Below are 22,292 nucleotides of genomic sequence, written 5' to 3' on the forward strand. Positions count from 1 at the left end.
CATTTCCTTAATTAATGACCTCCGCTTCCCATCCGCACTTTCTGCGCTGGAAAAGCGACAACGTTTGCTTGGCGGTTGTGGGCTCGGCCGCAACTTGCACCAGAATTTTCGCCGATTCGCCTGCCACGGAAATCAGCAGCAGGATGACGTTTCCCGTGCCTTCCGCCAGCGAGTACAACGGACCGGCGTCCAGGATTCCATGAGCGTCAGCGGTGAGTGAAACCGTTGCGCCCTCTTTTTGCGAAGCGCGCGCCACGCGCACCACGGCTTTGGCCATCGGCTCGCCGCCGCGCTGCAGGAGAATCTGACGCGCGGCCAGCGTCAGCGGACGCGTCTCATGCAGCGAATCGCAAACGTCCGCCCGCCGCTCCGCGCACGGATGCGACACCAGAATGTCCCCGTGGTATGACTTCATGCGGTTGGAGTAGCGGACAAGGATGGCCTGTGGTTGACGCGTCTGAAGCTGCGTCGCCGGTGTTGATGCTTTGGTCGGAACGAGCGGAGCGTTCTGCTTTTCGCTCGCCGGTGCGTTTGTCTTGCTTCCGCATGATTTGCTTTCCTCTGGTCCGGTGACGGTCAGGCAGGTGGAAATCAGATCGAACGACTCCGTCGCCGACGTCACTACCAGGAAATACTGCCCCGGCACAAGGCGGTTCAAGGCAAATCCGCCCGCGGAGTCTGTGACGAGTTTGTAGATCGGGCCTTCAGGGTTGCGCTTGAGGCTGGCGCAGCGTCCCGGCGCGGAATTCTCCAGCGGCTCAAGCAACGGCAGCAACTGGACTTGAATCCTCGCCGCGCGCACAGGCGCTTCGGCGTCCACGCTATACAGCGTGCCTTCCAGCGTGACCTGCGGGGATTTTTGCGCGAGTACGGGATTCGCCCCGAAGACGACAACGATAAGAATGATCCGCGCAGCGTCAAATACGCAAAGTAAGCATTGGGGCAAACTTGAATTGCTTGCCTTCCTCCGTGCCTCCGTGCCTCCGTGGTGGAAGTTCATCCCTTCCACTCCGCCATCATCTTCATGAAATCCTTGAACAGGTACTGCGAATCGTGCGGGCCGGGCGCAGCCTCCGGATGGTACTGCACGCTGAACAGTGGCAGCGTTCGGTGACGCAGGCCTTCCAGCGTGTTGTCGTTCAGGTCCACGTGCGTTTTGACCACCTCGGACTCTTTCAGCGAATCCGGGTCCACAGCAAAGTTGTGGTTGTGCGCGGTGATTTCAATTTTTCCCGTCTCCAGTTGCTTTACCGGATGGTTCCCGCCATGGTGCCCGAACTTGAGTTTGTAGGTCCGGCCGTGCAACGCCAGGCCGATCAACTGGTGTCCCAGGCAGATGCCGAACACCGGAACTTTCCCCATCAAGCGGCGGATGCTCTCGTAAGCGTAGTTGCAAGGTTCGGGGTCGCCGGGGCCGTTCGACAGGAACACGCCGTCCGGCGCCATGGCCATCACGTCTTCCGCCGACGTCATCGCTGGGACCACCGTTACCCGGCAGCCTTCGTCCACCAGCATGCGCAGAATGTTCTGCTTGATGCCGTAGTCATATGCCACCACGTGGCGTTGCGGGGCTGCGGTTTTCGGCGCAGACCCGGCGGCAACTTTGGCCGCAGCCACACCCGCAGCATCGGCCGCCGTCACCGGCTGCCGGCCTGTCTCCCAGGTATAGCGTTGCTTGGTGGTGACGACTTTCGCTAAATCTGTTCCATCCATCTTGCGGATGGACCGGGCCTTGGACACAAGTTTTTCAGGATCGGTTTCAATGGACGAGATCACCCCGCGCATCACGCCGTGTGAGCGCAGGTGGCGGACAAGGGCGCGGCTGTCAATATCGGCGATGACCGGGATCTTGAACTTTTCCAGATACTCGTCCGTCACCTGCTGCGACCGCCAGTTGGAACTCACCGCCGAAAACTCGCGCACCACCAGCCCTTCGATGTAAGGATGGGTGGCCTCATTGTCTTCAGGATTGGTTCCGTAGTTGCCGATCTCAGGATTGGTCAGGACGACGATCTGCCCGGCATAAGAAGGATCGGTGAATATTTCCTGGTAGCCGGTGAGAGAGGTATTAAAAACAACTTCCCCGTAACATTCGCCTTTGGCGCCGTGGCCTCTGCCGCTGAAGATTCGTCCATCTTCCAGCGCAAGAATTGCCTGCATGGGGTCTCCGGGACGTGGATTTTAAGAATTTTAGCAGACGAGCAGCGCTCGCAGATAGGGCCGGGCTGTGGATAACGCCGCAGGATTCCAAAAAAGCTAACCACAAAGGAAACGAAGAAGCACAAAGGGGGAAACCCAAAACCTTTGAAACACGGAGGGAAGGAGGCAACGGAGGATTTGGACTTGTGTGCGACTTTGAGCTCTTCTCTTCTCCACAATTTGCAGAGCCAACCACAAAGGACACGAAGGAACACAAAGGGAAAAAACACAATATCTTGAGCAGAGATTACGAACGAAGGCCAGGGAAAACTATTCAGAGAAGAAAACTCACCAAGCTTTGTTTTTCTCCGTGTCTCCGTGTCTTCCGTGTCTCCGCGCCTCCGCGCCTCCGCGCCTCCGCGGTGAATCTTGTCTTTCTCCGAAATCCTCCGCTACCTCTGTTCCTCCGTGTTTCAAAGGTTTTGGGTTTGGGTTTCCCTTTGTGTCCTTTGTGGTTAGTGTTTTTCCTGCTCAGTCCCTTTGTAGAACCCTTCGCTGCCGAAGCCGAAAACACGGTTCGACCGCGCGCGATAGTTCTCCCAGGCAACCGCCGCAGCCAACTCCACCAATTGCGGCGTGGAGAAGCGCTTCTGCAATCGTTCGCGAAGCTCGGGCGTCACGCGCGCCGGCGTGGCCGTCATCGCGTCGGCCAGTTCCAGAACAAGCTTCTGGTCGGCGTCAAACAGATTGCTTTCCTGGTGCCAGTTGAGATTGCGGATTTGTTCGTCGCTCAGGCCCGCCGCCGCACCTGCGGCGGAGTTGATGTCAATTCAAAACGGGCATTCCACCAGCTTTGCCGCCCGGATCTGCGCCAGCACCTTCAACTTGCGCGGCGCCAGCCTGGTCTTGTCCAGGGCCATGCTGAACTGGGTGTAAGGAATGAGCACATCAGGATTGGTGGCAAGGGTTTCCAGCGGCGCAATGTCTTTACCCAGACGCTTGCGCGCGAAGCGGCGGATGAGCGCGACCTTGAGGTTCTTCAGCATGAACTCTGCACATTGTTGGATGCTGGCGTTGGGCTGATGGATTCTGCTGTTGGCTCTTGGCTTTTGGCCATTAGCCATTAGTGTCGGATTCTTGGCTTTTGATTTTGATTTTGATTTTGGCTAACTGCTGATTGCTAAGTGCTGCTTTATCTCAGCACGCCCAATTTCTCCACCGGCCAATATCCAAAAACCGCTTTTCCGTAGATGTTGTCGCGGGAGACCGGACCAAAATCGCGGCTGTCATTGGACATGGAACGATGGTCGCCCAGGACGAAATAGGTGTCTGCGGGGACTTCAATTTCCCCATACGAACGGCTATCCAGAAATTCTGCGGGCACGTAAGACTCTTCCACCCTCTTGCCGTTCACGAAGACGCGTCCGTAGGAAATGCGCAGGTGGTCGCCGGGCAGGCCGATCACCCGTTTGATAAAACTCTTGCGCGGATCGCGCGGATAGCGGAACACCACGATGTCGCCGCGATCAATGTTCTCCAGGCGGTATACCAGCTTGTTGATAAAAATGCGCTCCTGGTCTTCCAGTCCAGGTTCCATGCTGCTGCCTTCCACTTTCACCGGCTGGTAAACAAAAAGAATGATGAAGAAAGCCACCACCACGGAGAAGAACAGATCGCGGGCCCAGGAACGCAGCGCGCGCAGTCCGCTGTAAGATGACGAAGATGGCTCCTGCGCGGGCAGGACTGGCTGGACCGGAGGCGGCGGTTGGATTGGTTCAGGCATTTTCCTTGGGTCTAACTCCCTTGTTGATTGATTATACGGGGTAAGTCCAGTGCTTCTGCCACCCCTTGGGGTGGCAGGCATGACCAAAGTCCATTCTGAGGTAAAATAGGCGAATATGAAATACTTTTTTGGCTTAGCCGCACTCATTTTTGCCGTCGTCATAACGCACGCCCAGTGGAACCCGCCGGGCGGTGAAGTTCCCGCCTTTCACGCCACGGCCCCGGCCCAGGGCGCTACGTTGCCTGCAATCCTCACGCAAGCACAGCTGGCCGAATCTGGCCTCACGCAGCCGGCGCAGAAGGAGTCCTACAAAGCTGCCGCGAAGGGCTCCCGCGTGATGTATCAGATGCCCTGCTACTGCCATTGCGACCGGCACGCCGGCCATACCAGCCTGCGCAGCTGTTTTGAAAATACCCACGGCGCAAATTGCGGCACCTGCATGGCGGAAGCTCTGTACGCGTATCAGAAGTCCAAAAAAGGTTGGACGCCCAAGATGATTCGCGAAGGAATTATCCGCGGCGAATTCCAGCAGATTGACCTGCAACATCCTGAACCTGTGAACTAAGGATTTTTGCACTGTCTATGGTGCAGTTGACGCGTACTAAGCTTGTTGCGTATAAAGAGTTGCACCCCTAAAACCTTCTCGCTAAGAAGCGGGAGGATTTGATCTTTTCCACAGCCTTGCTTAGCCCCAGTTTCATCCGGAGCCGCAAGGGCACAATAGAATGAAGAAGAAACTGGCAGCAAGCGTTAAACATTCGGTTGCTAAACCCAACAAAACACAAGCTACTAGGGGTAGTTCGAAGATGCCTGGCAAAAAACCACCTGCTCCGCCGCAGAACGCTGGCTTCAAGGAAGATCCCGGTTTTGCACAGGCTGTGCAAAACTATGAAGCTGGCCTGAAGGCTATGCAGGAGCACAAATTCGAAAAGGCCAAAGGTCTTCTGGAGAAGATCGTGACCAGCGGTCCGCGCGAGCTTGCCGACCGCGCCCGGCTGCACCTGAATACCTGCAAACAGCAGCTCAGCGCAACCTCCTCCAGCTTTAAGACTGACGAAGAACACTTCGACTACGCGGTGTCTCTGATGAACGGCGGGCATTTTGACCAGGCCCGGGAACACATGGAAAAGATCCTGAAGCACAACCCCAAGGCCGACTTCGCTTACTACGGCCTGGCCGTGGTGGACTGTCTTACCGGACAAGTGGAAAGCTCGCTCAAGAGCCTGGGCGAAGCCATCCGCCTGAACCCGCACAACCGCTATCAGGCGCGGAACGATTCTGACTTCCAGAACATGGGGGATGATCCCCGGTTCACCGAACTCCTTTACCCCGAGCCCAGTGACCAGCCGTCCGCAGGATCTGACACCAGGAAACGCTGAAGTAAACATGGCGCCAAACTCAGCCCAGAACGCCAGCCGCAGCGGCCGCGGATTTCGCGTGGTGGCAATTGGCGGCGGCACCGGCCTATCCACGATTCTCAAAGGACTGAAGCGCTACACCGTGCTCCCCGGCGAAGCTCCGCCGGACGGGCCATGGATTTCTGACCTGACTGCGGTGGTCACCGTAAGCGACGATGGCGGCTCCAGCGGACGGCTGCGCCGTGAGCTCAACATGCTGCCCCCGGGCGATGTGCGCAACTGTCTGGTGGCGGTCTCTGAAGACGAGAACCTTCTCTCCCAGCTTTTTCAATACCGCTTTTCCAGTTCCGGCGAACTGGAAGGCCACAGCTTCGGCAACCTGTTTCTGGCGGCGCTCACGGCCATGACCGGGGACTTTGCCGCCGCGGTGAAGAAAGCGTCAGAAATCCTGGTCACGCGCGGGCATATCCTTCCCGCCACGTCAGCCAACGTTGAACTGGAAGCCATCATGGACGATGGCTCCCGCGTCACGGGAGAAACCAAGATCAACGCCAGCGAAAAACGCATCGTCGAACTAAAAATGGTTCCGGCGGACCCTGAGCCACTGCCGCAAACGCTGCAGGCCATTGCCGCCGCCGATGTCATCACCATGGGGCCGGGATCGCTGTTCACCAGCCTGGTGCCCAACCTGCTGGTGCGGGGAATCCCTGAGGCCATCGCGCAATCGCGCGCGGTAAAAGTCTTCATCTGCAATCTCATGACGGAAGCCAATGAGAGCCTGCACATGACCGCCTCCCAGCACCTGGAAGCGTTGGTCGGCCATGCCCGCCAGCAGATTTTTGACTACGCGCTGGTGAACTCCGCGCCCGTCTCGCGCCGGATGAAGGAACGTTACGCGGAAGAACGCGCCGAGCAGGTGGAATGTGACGCGGCGGCCGTGGAAAAAATGGGTGTGCGTTGCGTGGCCAGCAATTTTGTGGAAGAGAACGCCTTCGCCCGCCACGCCACCGACCGCCTGTGCCGCGAGCTGTTGCGGCTGGCCGCCTCCGCCCGGCTGCCCCTGCCGGTGGTCCAGCAGGCGTAAGATGTTCTGCTGGCAGCAAACACATGGGTAACCACCACACCACATCTTCTTCGGCCTTGGCCATTGTGATCATGGCCGCCGGCAAAGGCATGCGGCTCAAATCCAAGCGCGCCAAGGTGCTCCACGCTATCGGGGGCAAGCCGCTGCTGGCCCACGTGATTGCTGCAGCGCAACAAGTGGTGGCCGCTCACGACATCTACGTCATCATCGGCCACCAGGCGGAAGAAGTCCGCGCCGCGGTGGAAGCTACCGGCGTCCGCTTCATCCTGCAGGCCGAGCAGCGCGGCACCGGCCACGCCATCATGTGCGCCCGCGACCATGTGCAAAGCTACGAAAACATTCTGGTGCTCTCCGGCGACGTGCCTTTGATCCGCACCTCCACCATCATTCGGCTGCGCGACTTTCACCTGGCAAAACGCGCCGCCATGACCATTCTCAGCGCCGACACGGGTTTGCCGTTCGGCTACGGACGCATGCTCCGCGCGGGCGGTGACCGCGTGAAAGCCATCGTGGAACAGAGCGCCCTCAGCAAGTCCCAGCAGAAGATCCGCGAAATCAATACCGGGATTTACGCCTTTGCCACCAAGCCGTTGTTCGCCAACATTGACCGGCTCACCACGGACAACGCCCACCATGAGTTCTACCTCACCACCATGGCGGCGCTGCTAGTGCGCGCCAAAGCCAATGTGGTTGCGGTGAAAGCCGATGACGCGGCGGAAGTGCTGGGGGCCAATACTCTGGCCGAACTCGCGTCGCTCGATGCGTCGCTGCGCATGCGCAAGTGCCATGAGCTGATGGAGGCCGGCGTGTGCATCTATCGCCCGGACACCTGCGTGATTGACGCCGACGTCGAGATTGGCGCTGACACCATCATCGAACCCTTCGTCCAAATCCTGGGCAAAACGCGGATTGGTTCCGACTGCCGCATCCGCTCCTTCAGCGTGATCAGCGATTCGCATATTGCCGATAACGTCCTGGTGCGGCCGGGCTGCGTGATTGACCAGTCGCGCGTGGCGGCCGAAGTCAAGCTGGGCCCGTACGCGCACCTGCGCCCGGAGAGCGAGATCGGCCCGGGCGCGCACGTGGGCAATTTTGTCGAGGTCAAAAAATCCCGCATGGGACGCGGCTCCAAAGCCAACCACCTGAGTTACCTGGGTGACGCCGAGATCGGCGAAGGCGTCAACATTGGCGCCGGAACCATCACTTGCAACTTCGACGGCGTCAACAAGCACATCACGGTGATCGAAGACGGCGCCTTCGTGGGCAGCGATTCCACGCTGGTGGCGCCGGTGCGGATTGGCCGGGGAGCTTACGTGGCCGCCGGATCCAGCATCACGCAGGACGTTCCGGAAGACGCTCTGGCTTTCGGACGCGCCCGCCAGCACATAAAAGAAGGCTGGGCCAAACGGCGCCGGGAAACGCAGAGCAAGAGCAAATAGCGTCGCCCTCCTGGAATTTGCTATATCCCCGTTGTGATTTGTCTACGCGCATGTTCGGCAGACGGCCGGCGTGACCAGCACAATGTGAAACATCTTGCGCGATGTCACGCGACAAAATGTTTCGCCTTACATCCGACAACAAACGGGCGTTCCTGACCATCAACAATACAGGGGCAGAAAGAACGAGAAGTTCCTCCTTTCTCCCGACGCAGAAACTTCCCCTTCGATCCTGTCACTTCATTGAAATCTTGCTTTCTTAAATTCACAAAAGGAGAACCATCATGGCGAACATTACACGCTGGGACCCATTCACTGAGCTCACTTCGCTGCAAGACCGCTTCAACCAGCTGCTCAACCCGCCGACAGGCTTTTTCCGCGGACTGGCGCCCACCTTCGAGCAACCGCTCACCGCGACCAGCTTTGTCCCCCCGGTTGACATCTATGAAGATGAGCACAACATCATCCTCACCGCGGAAATGCCGGGCATGGAGGAGAAAGACCTGAACCTTACGGTGGAAAACAACGTCCTCACCATCACCGGCGAGCGCAAACTGGAGAACGAGGAGAAGAAAGACAACTTCCACCGGATCGAGCGCAGCTATGGAAAATTCACCCGTTCCTTCACTCTGCCGATGACAGTGGACACGGAGAAGATCAATGCCGAGTTCAACAACGGCGTGCTGAAGATCATGCTGAACAAGCTGGAAGAAGCCAAGCCGAAGCAGATCAAGATCGGAATCAACAAGACAATGCCGGTGAAGACCACCAAGGCAGCGTAACCCCAAAGAACGGTAATAAGGATGGGCGGCTGCGAGAGCGGCCGCCTTTTCTTGTTTTGAGTGACGGCTATTTCGGCTGCTGGGCGCCGGGCGCTGCTGCGCCGCCTTCGCCGGGAGGATTGATGGCCGCCAACTGCCGGAGAATGCCCTGCTCCTGGTCAGAGAACGTGCTCTTGAAGCGGTCTGACTGCATGACTTCAGCGCGCTGCTGCGGGTCCATCTGGCGCAGATGCCTCAATGCCTTGTGGACCATGACGCGGCGGTCTTCCGGCAGGCCCTGAAGCTGTTGTTGCGACAGACGGATTTGCTGGCGTTGTTGCGGCGTCAGGCTGGCCAGAAACTTCATGCGAATCAACGCACGCTCGCGCTGGGCCGGCGGCAGGCTGTTAAATCTGCGCAACTGATCCCGCAGCTTCGCTTGTTGTAGTGGAGGCAGGTTCTTGAAACCAGGATCGCTTTCCAGCGCTCTTTCCTGCTGGTCAGGCGGAAGGTTTTTGTGGGCTTCCAGCCAGTCACCCATGTGGTGCTCGGGCGGAGCGGCTTTTTTCTTTGCGGGACCGGAATTCTTTTGCGGATTTCCCTGGGCCTGGGGCAGAAGATGCTGGGGAGACGGACTGCGCTGCGCATCGGCGGTGACCGCGACTGCAGCCAGCCACGCCAGCGCTACTGCGCCGAAGATTTTGCTCCCCCTCACCTTTGGTCCGGTCCTTTAACGGTTTGTCTTATGGTTCAGCAACATCGTCAGACGGCCCGCCGCTCATCTCGTCAATCAAGTCGTCGTTGACCAGCAAATCAGCGTTCTTGTCCAGGCTCTCCACATCTTTGGCAGCGCCGGTTTCGATCTGCGATCCATTGATTACCGGCAACACAAAGCGATACGTGATTCCTCCGGCTACCAGCATGGCCGCCAGGCTCACCGCCATGGCCGGTTTGCGCACCCAGGCGAACAAGCCAACGCGGGCCGGCGCCTTCCCTTGTTCCTCTCGGGCGTGCGCTTGCAAGCGGGTCAGAAAGTAAGGAGAAGGCTCCGGGGTTTCCCATTCATCCAGCAGCGCCATGGTCTTGCGCATGGACACCACTTCCTGCGTGCAGGCGCTGCATTCGCGGAGATGGGCCAGCATCTCCGGGGCCGGCTGCGCGCCGGCCGCAATGTCAATCAAATTGTCGCGAATATGAGTGCAGTTCATACAAATTCCTTCAACCGCTCCCGCAACCCTTCATAGGCGCGAAAGAGCAGAGACTTAGTGGCGGACTCGCTGAGCTTCAGAACTTCAGCGATTTCCCGGTAATCCATTCCCTGATACTTGTGCATGAGCACGGCGGCGCGCTGCTTTTCCGGCAACGCCATCACCTGGCTCTTGATGGCGGCCATCCGTTCGCGGCGCAGGATCTGCTGTTCCGCGTTCAGCGTCTGGTCGGCCACGTCCAGCGTGGTGCCGGTTTCTTCGTCGGGCTCATCCAGGCTGGCCACCTTGCCGCTGCGTTCCACTTTGTGGTCGCGCGCGTGGTTCACCGCCAGGTTGGTGGCGATGCGATACAGCCAGGTGGTGAACTTGGCTTCCGCCGCGTAGCTCTGCCGCGAGCGATACACCCGCAGGAACACCTCTTGCGCCAGCTCTTCCGCCACCGCCTGGTTGTGGCACATGCGGTACATGAACGCGATCATGGGGCGGTGAAACTTCTGGACCAGGTACGAGTAAGCGGCGGTGTCCTCCGCTCCAACGCGGAGCATTACCTCCGCGTCGCTGAGCGAATCATATGGCACCTGGCTAGCCGCCATCTGCGCGATATCCTGCACCCTGCCGGTCGCTGTGGGCATCAACAACCCCGATTTTAAGGCTACGCTGCTCACACCCTCTTCAACCCGTCAGACCCTAAAAAGTTGCGGGCAGAAGCCGTGTAAAGCCTTGGTAAGCAGTCTATTCCATCGGCCAATTTGAGTACATTGGTAACTTCTGTTTGGGGGTAAGTATCGTATTAAGACATGTATCGTGGCCGGCTGGGTGCGGTCCCGGACTTCCCATCGGCGCCCCGTTCTGTCGCAGCGCAACCAGCGCTGGGTGGAATGGTCCCGGACGCTGGATTCGGCGTTTGCGGCAGTTCTGCTAATATATTTGCTTACCCATTTTGCCGGCGATGACGCGTGAGGCAACGTGGGCGCTTAACTCAGCGGTAGAGTGCCATCTTCACACGGTGGAAGTCATAGGTTCGAATCCTATAGCGCCCACCATTCTTAACAACCCAGGAAGGTCTTTACGTTTCTTGTCCTCGGTTGCCGGGAATGCGTAAAGTTTTAGCGCCCGAGTCAGGGTGGTTCGTGGTACTATTGCCCTGTCTTCAACTTGCTGCCCGTTCCGGTGCGGCTGTTCGCGCTAAAGCGCTGATAAAAGAAGATTTCACGAAGAAACAGATTGTCCGGACCTTTGCCCCGCCAGATCCAGGTGAATACACACAGCTCACAGAGCGCTTGCTGAGCTATTGCGGGACCCGGCACAACACCAAAACTCTACAGGTTAATTTTCATGAATGAAGGAACCAACCAGCCGCACAATCCGGGACACCGGAAGCAGCGGCGTCGCAAAAGAAGCTTTGGTCATCCGTCGCAGAACAACCAAGGCGGCCAGGGACGCCCGGGAGGCGGCGGAGGCGGCGACGGACAGAACCGACAGAACCGCGGTCGCAGCCGCGGACCGCGCCGTAGCCCGGCTTTCGTAGGTCCCATGGACCACAGCTACCGCGCCCAGAACGGCCAGGGGACGCAGGGTGACCGTTTCCGCAACGGCGCTGCTCCCATCGCCAACATGGAGCCGCTACGCCAGCGCGTAGATGCTCCCACCCGCATTTACGCTTTCGTGGACGATCTCTTCTTCCTGGCAAAAATCCAGGAGACCTCGCGCAAGCTCAACGTGAAAGTGGAGTTCGTGAAGACGGAGAAAGACATCCTGGACAAGATTGGCGACACGGAAGACAAGCCGTCATTGATCGTGGTGGACTTGAACAGCAACAGCATCAAGCCGCTGGCCATCATCACCAAGATGCGCAGTAAATTCAAGAAGCCCACTTCGATTGTGGGATTTGTCTCCCACCTGCAGGGCGACCTGAAGATGAAAGCCCAGGAAGCCGGTTGCGACGTGGTCATGCCGCGCTCCGCGTTTTCGCAAAACCTGCCCAACATTTTGCGCCGCCACGGCGCGGAAGACGAGCCGGACGAAAATTTCAATAAAGCTTAGGAGCACTCAGCAATCGGCACTCAGCATTTCGCCCTGGGACGTCAGTGTGGTTGTGGCGAGTTGGTTTTTCTGAAATTCCGAGCGGAGCGAGGAATCCCTATCGGCTTCGGACACTAACGATTGGGATCTGCGCCAGTGCTCTCAACTGCTCTGTGCGCACCCTTTGTGTTCCTTCGTGTCCTTTGTGGTTATAGGGCTCTCTCGCTGCGCTCGAGATGAAGAAAAAGCTTACCCCGGCGGCCAGCTCATGCTTCTTCCACCCAGCAAATGCAGATGCAGATGGAACACGGACTGGCCGGAGTCCGGGCCGACGTTGTACACCGTGCGGTAGCCGCGCTCCAGGTTGCGTTCGCGCGCAATCTTGGCGGCCACCAGATTCAGGTGTCCCAGGATCTCGGCGTCATGCTCGGTGGCTTCCTTGATGTCTACGAGGTGCCGCTTGGGGATGATCAGGACGTGGGTCGGCGCCTGGGGATTGATGTCCTCAAAGGCATAGGCCAGGTCGTCTTCATAGACTTTCTTCGAAGGAATCTTGCCGGCAATGATCTTGCAGAAAAGACAGTCGCTCATGACGGGGGAAATGGTAGCAGAATCAGCCTTATGATTTCTGCGTGGTGGACTTTTCCCAAGGCTCGACGAACTCAGAGCCCGCTCGTGGAAATCCATGCTATAGTCAGTCTGTGAACTTCCACCGATCATCCCGATCCCGCAGCATTCGCTAGCCATAGCGGAGGGTTGGGTGAGTCCGGTTAAACCAGCACATTGCTAACGTGCCACAGCCTCGTCGAATCGGGGCCACACAGGTTCAAATCCTGTACCCTCCGCCATTTCTCTCACTTTCCCGGAGGGTTGGCAGAGTCCGGTAATGCACCAGTCCCGAAAACTGGCAAATGTCGGTGAACCCGGCATACGGGGGTTCAAATCCCTCACCCTCCTCCAATTCTTGTTGCGAGCAGCTTGTAAGATGAAACTCGAATGAAGCTCGACGAGCTCATGCCGGTGTACGACGTGAAAGCCGCGTACTCCATCCACATTGCCGCATCGCGGCAGCGCGTCTGGAATGAAATAATGAGCGCCGATTTCTCCCAGATGCCGGTCTCTCGCCGCCTGATGGCTCTGCGCACGTTCGGACGTCGCAAGCCGCCGGCAGGTGAACCGAGAACACTGGCCACCCTGGGGGCCCGCGGCGCTGGCGGGTTTTACAAGCTTGCTCGCGTGCCGGAGGAAGAAATCGTTCTGGCGATCATCGGGCGCTTCTGGCGTCCGGACGCGCCGGTGCTGCACGACTGGAAGCCGGAAGAGTTTTCCACTCTGTCACCGCCCGGCATGGCCAAGGCCGGCTGGAATTTTTATCTCACGGAAGTTGACGGCGGTACGGTGCTCAGCACGGAAACGCGTGTGCAATGCTGCGGACGCGCGGCGCGGATCAAATTCCGTCTGTATTGGACGCTCATCGGCTTCTTCTCCGGCTGGATTCGCAAAGAGATGCTGCAGATGGTGAAGAGCAATAGTGAGAGTCCTGTCAAACAAGCGTAAACGAATCTCAGCTTTGGTATATTTTCACCAGGAGTATTCATGCGAGGACTCAGTTTTGGTGAACTGCTGGACTACTGCGCGGAAGAAACACAGCACTGGGGCGAGTTCTTCAAAAAGAACCCAGATGCACTCAACTTGCCATGCGACATCGCCGGGACAAAGAACGTCCGCGAAGTGGTGGTGCATATCGTCGCCGTGCAAGTGCGCTATGCCGAGCGCCTATTGAACCAGCCGGTCAGCGAGTATGACGTGTTCATGCCCATGTCCGCCAATGAACTCTTCGCCGCCGCCCACAAGAGCGCGGAAGACCTGCGCAGCTTTGCCGTGGCCGCCAACGACCCGGATTGGGACGGCATCATGAGCTTCCCCACGCGCACCGGCGGGACACTCACCGCCAGCCGCCGCAAAATCTTCATCCACGCGCTGCTGCACGGCCTGCGGCACTGGGCGCAGCTGGCCACGTTCCTGCGCCAGCAAGGCTACAAGCAGGACTGGCAGCACGATTTCATTTTTTCCAGCGTGATTAAGTAGAGTTTCACCTGCGGAGTTGTGGATCGGCTTGTGAACAGGGCCTTACGGCTGACGGCTGAATGCTGACTGCCTCTTTCAGTCCATCCTGACCAAAAATACCCCAGCGTCGGTGTGGGTTTCGCGCATGAGTTCCTGGGCGCGCTTCTTGCTGTCATCGGCCACCAGGACGCGCAGCCAATCGCCGCCCACCGGGCTGGCAAATTGCAGGACTTTCGCCGTGCGATAGCGTCGCGCCAGCTTTTCTTTCAGCTTGCTGGCCTGGTCATGGTCCTGGAACGCGCCAATCTGCACGCACCATCGGCCGCCTTCGTAAATGGACGAGGGCGACTCCACCACCTCAATCCGGACGAGTGCTGTGCCGTGCTGGTACACGCTAAGCTTGCGGGCGGCGGCGCGGGAGAGATCCAGCACGCGGTCGCCGACGAACGGCCCGCGGTCAGTAATGCGGACTACCACCGATTCCTGGGTCTTCACATTGGTAACCCGCGCGATGGAATTCAGCGGAATGGTGCGGTGCGCGGCCGTCATGCGCTCGGTGTCAAAGACTTCGCCGTTGGCTCCATGCCGTTTCTGAAAGCCCGGCCCGTACCAGCTGGCCCATCCGGTTTCCGCGTAGAGAACCTTGGCGCCTTTGGGGACCGTGAGTTCCGCTTCAGGCTTGGGCGAAGGCGTCGGCCGGGCAGCCGGGATGCTGGACGAAGATAAAGGTGCAGACGAAGTTGAAGACCCCGGCGGCACAGAGGGCGACGGCTTAGTTTTGGTCAGCCCAGGCGCAGGCGTAGGCGCCGACCGTGGCGCAGGCGTGCTGGCCGAAGCCGGTGGTGGAGGCACATTCCTGGCTTCGGTTTTGTGGTGTCCGCAGCCCGCCAGCAACAAGGCCAGACCGGCCAGACCCGCTGCTTGCCATCCCGCTACTTGGTGGGGTGCTGGTCCATGTATTCGGCCAGCTTGGAGAGTTGCTCGGCGGCCGTACGCAGCGCCTTGCTCGATTTGTTGCGTATGGCCGGGACCACCTCGGCGTTCAGGTACGCGATCACCCGCTCGCTCTCCTGGTCCAGGTTCTTCACCGCTTCGCCGACGGACTTGCCCACCTTGCGCCCCAGCTCCTCCAGCGGAGTTGGCTGATTCGGATCGTTTTGTGTGCTCATAGCTCTTTTCTTTCACCATCACAGTCAATGTCAATTCCTATGAATTATGGATTGCTCGCACCCCGCCGGTCAATTTCTAAAGGCGTTGGCAGCCAAGGCACCGCCTTCGGAGGTCGCCCGTCTTCCGGATGGCTGCTGCTTCGGGTTGATGATCGCTGCGGACTCACAGCGTCTGCACGATAGTTTATGAAGACTTGAGTCCTTGCTAGTCCCGGTAGTTTCGGAAAAGAAATGCTGGCAATAGGCCATGCGTACCGGCCTTGTCAGCGTGGCCGAGCAAGCTGTTGCCCTTGCAGGTACAAATGGGGAGGGCGGGGAGGTGCTTGCTCTTGGGCTAAACCATGCGGCTTCTAGGAACAGTATCTGACGCCGAAAAGAAGCTTGGTTTCCGGCCAGTTACTCAGCACCCGGCGAACTACCTTGGCGACTCGAGTACTGGAGCGCAAAGCCGGTGCACCGGAGGTTTGAAAAGTGATTTCCAGGCGAGAATCTACTTCCAACAAATTGTTGGAAGAAAATAAGATCCCGGACTCACTGACGTTAATGGTTTCGCCGCTTGACCAGTCCTGCTGGCCGTTCAGGCGATAGCGCAAAGGGATTTTGAGTTCGTGGCGCGTGGCGCGGTCTTTCTCGGCCTCACGGCGTTGCGGCACATCGGCCACGCCAGGGTCTGGGCGTTCCATAAGGTCTCCGTCGAGCTTCTTTCTGTCTCGGACCCGCCCCGGAAGTTGGGGACGACTTTGTGCGGAATCCTAGCCGGAATGGAGTGATTTTCCTTCGAGACCTGATTTCTGTCAAGGACAGAGTGATCAAGGTTAGTGCTTTTAATTTAGTTCTATTGAGAGGTTTCGACGCAAGTTATATCTGTGCTTATAGATAGCGCAATCTGGCTACCGAATATTAGAAATTTATCATGTGGATTTTCCCTTGTTCTTAGCGCCCATGTCCGGCTTCGGGCAAGCCACCAGCCGTTTGCTCCAGACCAGGCGCCTGTAGTTCTCCCCGATCACCAACAAGTCAACTCTATCTACGAAAGTAAACTCTGGTCCTGCAAAATCAGGCCTTTGCCTCTGACGCTTGGCGCTTTACCTGCGATTTACCTCCAGTTGCGCGCCGGTGCATTGCCGGAGCAGCGATTCTGCCTGCATGCTGGCCCTGCGCAACACGAATTTTCGGAGGAACCAACAATGCCCAACAATCAAACTCTTCGCTTCCGGGAAGCCAAACGCACGCAGCAAAGCTTTCTCGCCGGACTGGAGAAGAAAGCGTTACTGTGGCTGGCAGCACGCACGCCGGCCTGGATGAACTCTGACCATCTAACCGTCCTCGGGCTGGCCGCAATGGCCATGGCCGGCGCTGGCTACTGGTGGTCGCGCTGGAACCGCGCAGGGCTGATCGTGGTGATGGCCGGCCTGGCGGCGAACTGGCTGGGCGACAGCCTGGACGGCACGCTGGCCCGCTTCCGCAACTGCCCGCGCCCGCGCTACGGCTTCTACGTGGACCACATCGTGGACGCCTTCAGCGCGCTCTTCCTTCTCGGCGGCTTGGCGCTTTCCGGATACATGTCGCCATGGGTTGCCCTGGGACTGCTTATCGCCTACCTCATGCTGTCCATTGAGGTCTATCTGGCCAGCTATACGCTGAGCGACTTCAAGATTTCCTATTTCAAAATGGGCCCCACCGAACTGCGTCTGCTGCTGTGCGTCGGCAACCTTGCGTTGTTCTGGAAAACCATGACGCATGTTGCGGGACGAGCGTACCGCTTGTTCGACATTGGCGGGACTCTGGGTATCACTGGGATGTTGCTCATCCTGCTGATCTCGGTGGCGCAGAACACGGCGAAGCTGTATCGCCGCGAGCCGCTGCCACAACGCAGTCAAGCCCCGGCCAAGGAAAGCGCGCCAACGTCGGTGCCGGCGACAGCCGGTTTGCCGCGCTTGTCCTGATGGAAATTGCAACGGGCCCCCGGCGGTTACCGGGAGCCCTTTGTTTTCATCACACCCTGCGGGGCAGGGTTTATTGCACGTTGGCGCTGACGGAAGCGTTGCCGGTCAGAGTAAAGGTGCAACTGGTGGTTTTGTTGCCGCCGCTCGAACAAGCTCCCGACCAGATGGCGCTACGGCCGTTGGATACCGTGAGCTTCACAGCATTCCCTGTGGTCAGCGACGCAGACGCCGAACTTCCGACGGCCGCGTTGATCCCCAGCGGGCTGGAGGTCACGCGCTCTCCGCTGCGGCCGCTGGCCGTTACGGTGAGCGTGGCGGTTTGCGCGGCAGGCGCCGAAGGATTCAGCGTCAGGACCGCGGACCGGGTCGCGCCGCCGCCGGAGACCGAGATGGTCACCAGCGTCTGTGCGGTCACCGGCTGGGTGATCACGTTGAACCCACCCGCCGTGGTTCCGGCCGGAATCAGCACAGCGCCAGGCACGGTGACCGCCGGGTTGGAGCTGCTGACCTGGAATATCTGGTCAACCGCCGCAGGGGCCGCAATCTTCACGGTGGCGAACGAGCCGGTCGTCCCGGTCACCGAAGCCAGGCTGAGCGCGATGGAAGCGGGCTGGCCTTGCGGCGTCAGAGTCAGCGGCGCCTGGACGCTTGCGCCGTTCCAGGTTGCGGTAATCGTCGCGGCCGTGTTGGCGGTCACGCTGGCGGTGGGCATAGCGAAGGACACTGACGCGTCACCTGCGGCAATCGTCGCCACGGCGGGAGCCAGCACAGCGGACGAGCTGCTGCTGAGGTTCACCGCAGCTCCGCCCGCCGGCGCCACTCCATTCAGCATTACGATGGCTCCGGCCTGGGCTCCACCGTTGATCGAAGCTGGCGTGAGGATGATCGCCTGCAAGGACGGAGGCAGCACGGTGATTTGTCCGGTCGCGCTCGAGCCATTCACAGTCGCGGTGATGGTGACGGGCGTGGAGGAAACCACTTGTCCGGCCTGCATCTGGAACTGCGTCCACGCGGTGTTGCCGGGCATCATCACGGAAGCCGGGACCGGCACGGCAGCAGGATTCGAGCTGCTCAAGCTGATGGTTGCGCCACCCGCCGGAACCGCTGACGTAAGCTGCAACTGCACCCAGGTTGAATTTCCGCTGTACAGCGGGTTGCTGGTGAACGCCAGGGACACCGGCGCCGCGGGCGCCGAGCTGACCGTGAACGTTCCGCCGGCGGACCATTTCGTGACCGCCGCAGTGGTCGGCGAAGCATCGCCCTGGGCGGAACGGACGCGCCAGAATTTCTGGCCCGGCGTGAGCGAAATCTCCGTGCGGGACGCGTTGTTGAGCTGCGGCGAGTCAATTTCAATGGTGGAGAAGCCGGAATCTTTGGCAATCTGCAGCTCGTAGCCGCTGGGCTGCGGGTTGGGAACGTCGGTCCAGGTAAAGGTGATGGGCAAAGTCAGGGTGCCGGCCCCGTTGGGCGCAATCAGCGACGGAGGTGCGGGCAGCGGATTGTTATAAGACACCGAATAAGTAATGGCATTGGAAGGAGCGCTGGCCGCGCCGTTGGCGTCTACCGCGAACACCCGCGCTGAATAATTTCCTTCATTGCCGCTGGCAAACGTAAAGGTGGGATTGGGAATATTGTCGAACTGGATCCGGGTGATGGCCGGGAAGCTGGGATCGGTGGCGGCTTGAAGCAGGTAGCTGGCCGCGCCGGGAACCGGCGTCCAATTGAACGTAATCGCTTCCAGCGGATGGAACGTGGAGTATCCCTTGGTGGGCTGCATCGTGGGCGGAGCCAGCGCGCCCGCGCCCGCTCCAGTGACGGTGAAACTCCGTGCCGCCGACCATGGTCCCTGCACGAACGCGCCGCTTACCGCCTGCACGCGCCAGAAATATGTCCCGTTCGCGATACCGCTGACGGTGTCCTGTGTCACGCCGGGGTTGGTTGAGTTCTGCGCGGCGATGACGGAAAAAGTTGACGATGAGCTGACTTGCCAGTTGTAACCGAGGATCCCGCTGGGATCAGTCACCGCCGACCAGGAAATAGTGAGCGGGGCAGAGAGGCTTGCGCCGGAAGCAGGCGCCAGCGGCGACGGTACCGCCACAGCAGCGGCGGCAAAGTGGGCGGTGGTAAGAAGCAATAAAAAGATGAATAGCAGTCTTGCAGCTTTGGGGATGTTCATTTGGTTTCTCCGGCTTTCGTAGTTGGGCACACTTCAGGCCAGCCAACCTTGGCGGATGGCCGGGCCGTGACGATGCGTGATTTTTGTTGTTAAAGCAGCTGAAACAAGCCGCCGGCCCGGCTTTACTGCTTCACTCTGGGTCCTGGGAAAACAACTGGGCCTTGCAGGGTGAACTCTTGCGGTATCTCATCGCGTCTTCATGATCGTAGGCCGCGGCCGAGAGTAAGAGTCTGTTCCCTTAAGCACAGGTCTATCAGTTGGCTCCTCAATTTCACGGGCAAACTTACGCGAGTGTCTGGTAAGACACGCGGCGGGGCTTCGGTGGAACACTTTTTTCGCTGCAGCGCGGGAGTTCATTAGACGGTCATTGGAATTAAATTAAAAACTCTAATGTGAAATCGAATTAACTGTACTGTTATCAGTATCTTGGGTCATAAGCAGCCGAGCTGTGAACATTGGAGACTCTAATTTCGCAGAAATGGTCTGGCTGCGATGGGCCGCCGAATGGGGGAGCCAGGAAGGGTCCGTTCGCCAAGTCTCTTCGCTCAGGTCGGACCAAATCACGTCGCACGCGAGCCCGCGCGTTCATTTTTCGAGCGGCCCTGATCGATAGCCGCATCTCAAGCAACGGTCATGGGATAATGGTCTGTTTTGCGGTCGTAGCAATATCGAACGCAGGCGAGGGCGCCTGCGGTCCACTGATCGCTGGAGGAGTTGAGTTTTGGATTTTCAACTGAACGAAGAACAACTGGCGCTGAAGAAATCCATCCGCGAGTACGCCGAGCGCGAGATCCTGCCCAACGTGATGAAGTGGGACGAACACGGGCACTTCCCCCTGCAAGTGATCAAGGAACTGGGCAAGATGGGCGCCATGGGAGCGATCTTTCCCGCCGAGTACGGCGGCGCCGGCCTGGGCTACGTGGAATACGTGATCATTGTGGAAGAGCTTTCGCGCGTGGACGGCTCGGTGGGCATCACCGTGGCCGCGCACAATTCGCTCTGTTCCAACCACATCTTTCTGGCCGGGACAGAAGCCCAGAAGCGCAAGTATATTTCCAAGCTGGCGACGGGAGAGTTCATTGGCGCCTGGGGCCTGACCGAGCCCGGCTCCGGCTCTGACGCCGGCGGCGCGCGCATGAGCGCTGCCCGCAAAAAAGGCGGGTGGGTGCTCAACGGCACCAAGACCTTCATCACCAACGGCTCGCACGCCGACGTGATCGTGGCCATCGCCGTCACGGACAAGACGGCGAACACGCACGGCCTCTCGGCCTTCATCGTAGAAAGAGGCGCCAAGGGATTTCGTCCCGGCAAAAAAGAAAACAAGCTGGGCCTGCGCGCCAGCGATACATCAGAATTGATCTTCGAAGACTGCTGGGTGCCGGACGACGCTCTGCTGGGCAAAGAAAGTGACGGGTTCATTGACTCCATGCGCGTGCTGGATGGCGGGCGCATCTCCATCGCCGCGCTGGGACTGGGGATGGCGCAAGGCGCGTACGAAGCCGCGCTCAAATATTCCAAGCAGCGCAAGCAGTTCAACAAACTGATCAGCGACTTTCAGGCCATCCAATGGAAGCTGGCGGACATGGCCACGGAGATTGACGCCGCGCGCCTGCTCACCATGCGCGCCGCCAGCATGAAAGACGCCGGCCTGAAGACCACGCAGGAATCGTCCATGGCCAAGCTGTATACGTCGGAGGTGGCGGTGCGCTGCGCCAACGAAAGCGTGCAGATCCACGGCGGCTATGGCTTCATCAAGGACTATCCAGCGGAAAAGTTTTATCGCGACGTGAAGCTGTGCACCATCGGCGAAGGCACCAGCGAAATCCAGCGGCTGGTGATTGCGCGGCAGCTGCTGAAAGACTGATTCACCGCAAAGGACGCAAAGGGCGCAAAGCTTTCACCGCAGAGAGCGCACAGTAGGGATTCAGGCGAATCGTCGCGGCAAAATAGTTGGCTGCGCTTCCGACCTTCATCACCGCGATTTTGACGAGGAATCACTGATTCCGCCACGCGTCGAGCGCCGCCGGCGCGAAATGACGGTAGCCCAGGCCGTGAGGCCTGGGTAGCGACGATAAATAATGACGAGCCCCGGAGGGGCGACACAAGCTGATGGACACCGCGATCACAAACTGGGTTGAACGCATTCGCGCCGGCGAAGTGCGCGCCCTGGCGCGTGCCATCAGCGTGATTGAAGACGGGCGTCCGGAGTCGCTGGCGCTGCTCAAGGCCCTGTTCCCGTTCAGCGGACGCGCACGCGTCCTCGGCCTGACCGGCGCTCCGGGCGCCGGCAAAAGCACATTAGTGGATCAATTGGCCCGCGAGTATCGCAAACAAGAGAAGACGGTGGGCATCATCGCCGTGGACCCCACCAGCCCGTACACTGGCGGCGCCATCCTGGGCGACCGCATACGCATGCAGGCGCATCACGCTGATCCGGGAATCTATATTCGCAGCATGGCCACCCGCGGCAACCTGGGCGGGCTGGCCCGCGCCACCACGGACGTGGCCACGGTGCTCGACGCCAGCGGCAAAGACCTGGTGATGATTGAAACCGTGGGCGTCGGCCAGGATGAAGTGGACATCGTGCGTCTGGCCGACGTGACCATTGTGATCCTGGTGCCGGGTATGGGCGACGACGTCCAGACCATCAAGGCCGGGATCATGGAAATTGCCGACATCTTCGTCATCAACAAAAGCGACCACGAGGGCGCGGACCGCGTGGAGCGCGAGATCCGCTCCATGCAGAGCCTGGCCATCCGCCATGACAGCTGGACGCCGCCGGTGGTGAAGACCGTGGCCAGCGAAGGCAAAGGCGTGAAGGAACTGGCCCAAGCCATCGTCAATTTTGAAGAGTTCCTGCAGAAGAACAACCTGCTGCTCAAAAAGAAGATCAGTAGTTGGCGCGAGCGGCTGGTGGAGATGTTGCGCGACGCTCTGCTGCGACGCCTTCTCGACGAGCGCATGACTGAAGGCGACCTGGAACGGCTGGCGGCGGACGTCGCCGCGCATCGCCGCGATCCGTATACGCTGGTGGAGGAAATCGTGAGTAGCTTTGCTGCATCGGGTGATCGGGTGATCCGGTGATCGGGTGAGTGGAGATCGCCGTCATCGCGCGTGATCGCCGTCATCGCCGAGATCTGAGA

24 protein-coding genes and 3 tRNA genes are annotated in these 22,292 nt (G+C 59.2%); 14 read left to right on the forward strand and 13 right to left on the reverse strand.

From position 1 onward, the window contains the following. Window positions 1-7 precede the first annotated feature (7 nt). The 5 genes from LAO20_01980 to lepB all read right to left on the reverse strand — a co-directional run bounded on the left by LAO20_01980 (window position 8) and on the right by lepB (window position 3,922). Window positions 8-946, reverse strand: a complete 939-nt coding sequence (locus LAO20_01980; GenBank protein MBZ5530177.1) for a hypothetical protein — start codon at window positions 944-946, stop codon at window positions 8-10. A 50-nt stretch (window positions 947-996) separates the two neighbouring features. Further along, complete coding sequence (gene carA, locus LAO20_01985; GenBank protein ID MBZ5530178.1) at window positions 997-2,160, reverse strand: glutamine-hydrolyzing carbamoyl-phosphate synthase small subunit; 1,164 nt, start codon at window positions 2,158-2,160, stop codon at window positions 997-999. 494 nt (window positions 2,161-2,654) lie between these two features. Then, the gene (locus tag LAO20_01990) at window positions 2,655-2,840 is read right to left on the reverse strand and encodes a hypothetical protein (GenBank protein MBZ5530179.1); all 186 of its coding nucleotides are present in this window, start codon (window positions 2,838-2,840) and stop codon (window positions 2,655-2,657) included. Window positions 2,841-2,969: 129 nt separating this feature from the next. Continuing rightward, window positions 2,970-3,263, reverse strand: a complete 294-nt coding sequence (locus LAO20_01995; GenBank protein MBZ5530180.1) for a hypothetical protein — start codon at window positions 3,261-3,263, stop codon at window positions 2,970-2,972. 68 nt (window positions 3,264-3,331) lie between these two features. Then, window positions 3,332-3,922: a signal peptidase I gene (gene lepB / locus LAO20_02000; protein ID MBZ5530181.1), complete on the reverse strand. Its 591-nt coding sequence runs from the start codon at window positions 3,920-3,922 to the stop codon at window positions 3,332-3,334. A gap of 115 nt (window positions 3,923-4,037) precedes the next feature. Here lepB and LAO20_02005 point away from each other — a divergent pair, with 115 nt between their 5' ends. The 5 genes from LAO20_02005 to LAO20_02025 all read left to right on the forward strand — a co-directional run bounded on the left by LAO20_02005 (window position 4,038) and on the right by LAO20_02025 (window position 8,582). Beyond that, window positions 4,038-4,487: a PCYCGC domain-containing protein gene (locus LAO20_02005; GenBank protein ID MBZ5530182.1), complete on the forward strand. Its 450-nt coding sequence runs from the start codon at window positions 4,038-4,040 to the stop codon at window positions 4,485-4,487. 241 nt (window positions 4,488-4,728) lie between these two features. After that, window positions 4,729-5,301, forward strand: coding sequence for a tetratricopeptide repeat protein (locus LAO20_02010; GenBank protein ID MBZ5530183.1), 573 nt, complete (start codon window positions 4,729-4,731; stop codon window positions 5,299-5,301). Window positions 5,302-5,308: 7 nt separating this feature from the next. Then, window positions 5,309-6,364 carry a YvcK family protein gene (locus LAO20_02015; GenBank protein ID MBZ5530184.1) on the forward strand — a complete coding sequence of 352 codons (1,056 nt, stop codon included), beginning with the start codon at window positions 5,309-5,311 and terminating at the stop codon, window positions 6,362-6,364. A gap of 23 nt (window positions 6,365-6,387) precedes the next feature. After that, on the forward strand, window positions 6,388-7,803 hold the full coding sequence (gene glmU, locus LAO20_02020; protein ID MBZ5530185.1) for a bifunctional UDP-N-acetylglucosamine diphosphorylase/glucosamine-1-phosphate N-acetyltransferase GlmU: 1,416 nt from the start codon (window positions 6,388-6,390) through the stop codon (window positions 7,801-7,803). Window positions 7,804-8,084: 281 nt separating this feature from the next. Further along, entirely contained in the window at window positions 8,085-8,582 is a 498-nt protein-coding gene (locus LAO20_02025; protein MBZ5530186.1) for an Hsp20/alpha crystallin family protein, read from the forward strand. Window positions 8,583-8,649: 67 nt separating this feature from the next. Here the strand turns inward: LAO20_02025 and LAO20_02030 are convergent, their stop codons facing one another. The 3 genes from LAO20_02030 to LAO20_02040 are packed head-to-tail and all read right to left on the reverse strand — an operon-like array spanning window position 8,650 to window position 10,401. Further along, window positions 8,650-9,276, reverse strand: coding sequence for a DUF3106 domain-containing protein (locus LAO20_02030; GenBank protein ID MBZ5530187.1), 627 nt, complete (start codon window positions 9,274-9,276; stop codon window positions 8,650-8,652). 28 nt (window positions 9,277-9,304) lie between these two features. Further along, window positions 9,305-9,769 carry a hypothetical protein gene (locus LAO20_02035; protein MBZ5530188.1) on the reverse strand — a complete coding sequence of 155 codons (465 nt, stop codon included), beginning with the start codon at window positions 9,767-9,769 and terminating at the stop codon, window positions 9,305-9,307. Further along, a complete protein-coding gene (locus LAO20_02040; protein MBZ5530189.1) occupies window positions 9,766-10,401 on the reverse strand; it encodes a sigma-70 family RNA polymerase sigma factor in 636 nt (211 codons plus the stop codon). Before LAO20_02040 ends, LAO20_02035 begins: the two co-directional genes overlap by 4 nt. Before the next feature lie 336 nt (window positions 10,402-10,737). Here LAO20_02040 and LAO20_02045 point away from each other — a divergent pair. Next, window positions 10,738-10,812 (forward strand) — tRNA-Val (locus tag LAO20_02045). A gap of 571 nt (window positions 10,813-11,383) precedes the next feature. Then, entirely contained in the window at window positions 11,384-11,812 is a 429-nt protein-coding gene (locus tag LAO20_02050; protein ID MBZ5530190.1) for a response regulator, read from the forward strand. A 228-nt stretch (window positions 11,813-12,040) separates the two neighbouring features. On the opposite strand, the gene LAO20_02055 is transcribed toward LAO20_02050, so the two are convergent. Continuing rightward, window positions 12,041-12,382 (reverse strand): histidine triad nucleotide-binding protein, encoded by a 342-nt coding sequence (locus LAO20_02055; protein MBZ5530191.1) that lies wholly within the window; start codon window positions 12,380-12,382, stop codon window positions 12,041-12,043. A gap of 159 nt (window positions 12,383-12,541) precedes the next feature. Here LAO20_02055 and LAO20_02060 point away from each other — a divergent pair. From LAO20_02060 to LAO20_02075, 4 genes are all read left to right on the forward strand, one after another. Further along, window positions 12,542-12,639: transfer RNA gene (locus LAO20_02060), tRNA-Ser, on the forward strand. Between the two features lie 16 nt (window positions 12,640-12,655). After that, window positions 12,656-12,751: transfer RNA gene (locus tag LAO20_02065), tRNA-Ser, on the forward strand. A gap of 36 nt (window positions 12,752-12,787) precedes the next feature. Next, window positions 12,788-13,348 carry a hypothetical protein gene (locus LAO20_02070; protein ID MBZ5530192.1) on the forward strand — a complete coding sequence of 187 codons (561 nt, stop codon included), beginning with the start codon at window positions 12,788-12,790 and terminating at the stop codon, window positions 13,346-13,348. Between the two features lie 39 nt (window positions 13,349-13,387). Continuing rightward, complete coding sequence (locus LAO20_02075; protein MBZ5530193.1) at window positions 13,388-13,879, forward strand: DinB family protein; 492 nt, start codon at window positions 13,388-13,390, stop codon at window positions 13,877-13,879. Between the two features lie 75 nt (window positions 13,880-13,954). Here the strand turns inward: LAO20_02075 and LAO20_02080 are convergent, their stop codons facing one another. From LAO20_02080 to LAO20_02090, 3 genes are all read right to left on the reverse strand, one after another. Next, a complete protein-coding gene (locus LAO20_02080; GenBank protein MBZ5530194.1) occupies window positions 13,955-14,710 on the reverse strand; it encodes a septal ring lytic transglycosylase RlpA family protein in 756 nt (251 codons plus the stop codon). A gap of 80 nt (window positions 14,711-14,790) precedes the next feature. Beyond that, on the reverse strand, window positions 14,791-14,970 hold the full coding sequence (locus LAO20_02085; GenBank protein MBZ5530195.1) for a hypothetical protein: 180 nt from the start codon (window positions 14,968-14,970) through the stop codon (window positions 14,791-14,793). 407 nt (window positions 14,971-15,377) lie between these two features. Then, entirely contained in the window at window positions 15,378-15,710 is a 333-nt protein-coding gene (locus LAO20_02090) for a PilZ domain-containing protein (GenBank protein MBZ5530196.1), read from the reverse strand. Window positions 15,711-16,214: 504 nt separating this feature from the next. Between LAO20_02090 and LAO20_02095 the strand changes: the two genes are divergently transcribed. Beyond that, window positions 16,215-16,973 carry a hypothetical protein gene (locus tag LAO20_02095; GenBank protein ID MBZ5530197.1) on the forward strand — a complete coding sequence of 253 codons (759 nt, stop codon included), beginning with the start codon at window positions 16,215-16,217 and terminating at the stop codon, window positions 16,971-16,973. A 70-nt stretch (window positions 16,974-17,043) separates the two neighbouring features. Here LAO20_02095 and LAO20_02100 read toward each other — a convergent pair whose 3' ends face one another. Beyond that, window positions 17,044-19,149, reverse strand: a complete 2,106-nt coding sequence (locus tag LAO20_02100; GenBank protein MBZ5530198.1) for a hypothetical protein — start codon at window positions 19,147-19,149, stop codon at window positions 17,044-17,046. A 721-nt stretch (window positions 19,150-19,870) separates the two neighbouring features. On the opposite strand from LAO20_02100, the gene LAO20_02105 reads away from it, so the two are divergent. Both LAO20_02105 and meaB read left to right on the forward strand, forming a co-directional pair. Beyond that, window positions 19,871-21,013 (forward strand): acyl-CoA dehydrogenase family protein, encoded by a 1,143-nt coding sequence (locus tag LAO20_02105; GenBank protein ID MBZ5530199.1) that lies wholly within the window; start codon window positions 19,871-19,873, stop codon window positions 21,011-21,013. A 245-nt stretch (window positions 21,014-21,258) separates the two neighbouring features. Continuing rightward, a complete protein-coding gene (meaB, locus tag LAO20_02110; GenBank protein MBZ5530200.1) occupies window positions 21,259-22,233 on the forward strand; it encodes a methylmalonyl Co-A mutase-associated GTPase MeaB in 975 nt (324 codons plus the stop codon). Window positions 22,234-22,292: the final 59 nt, after the last annotated feature.

The sequence above is a fragment of the Terriglobia bacterium genome, from assembly GCA_020072815.1.
GTDB lineage: Bacteria > Acidobacteriota > Terriglobia > Terriglobales > Acidobacteriaceae > Angelobacter.